Source organism: Vibrio sp. 2132-1, assembly GCF_033344315.1.
In genome coordinates, this window is the sequence record NZ_JAWPON010000503.1 from 1 (window position 1) to 621 (window position 621).

Annotated in this window: 1 protein-coding gene; it reads right to left on the bottom strand. The window is 51.4% G+C overall.

Annotated elements, in window-relative coordinates:
• Positions 1-621 (bottom strand): flagellar hook-basal body complex protein (locus tag R8N47_RS26305; protein WP_318186243.1); only part of this gene is annotated, 621 nt, incomplete at both ends.

The window sequence follows — 621 nt, forward strand, 5'->3', positions numbered from 1 at the left end:
GTCGACGTTTGAGCCCTCTAATGCACCTGGAGTCAAGTTACCCAGCGTGCCAGAACCCGGAACGCCCATGATCGGCGCACCAGAGCTAAAGCTTTGTGTCCAAGCAGTGCCGCTCACTTTTGCTAGACCTTGCGTATTAGCAAAATCAGCCAGAACCACTTGGCCTTGAAGCTGTGATTGACCGTTAGTGTAAGTTGCGTAAACCATGCCGTTGTCTTCTACGCGCACGCCTGCAAGCTCACCAGATGTGTAACCGTTCGGGCTGTTTGTGCTCACGCCAAACGCAGCACCAAATTGCGTGCTGCCTTTTAGGTTGATATCAACGCTCATTGCGTTTGCGCCCGCAGCTGGGAATGCCACATTGAAAGAGCCTGTTGGCGCCGCTAACGTACCGTCTTTATTAAACGTCACAGGAATGGTTGAAACAGGAGTTTTACCACCGTCGACTTGCACGTTCACTTCCCATGCGTTGTCTGCCGTTTTAGTGAAGTACTGCGTCACGGTGTGAGAGTTGCCAAGTGAATCGTACACCTGTGTCGTGTAAGAAGAGTTGAACGAAGCTGGATCCGCTGGATCGAACGGCGTTACCGCTTTATCAATCGCTTTTGCACTTGCATCAAA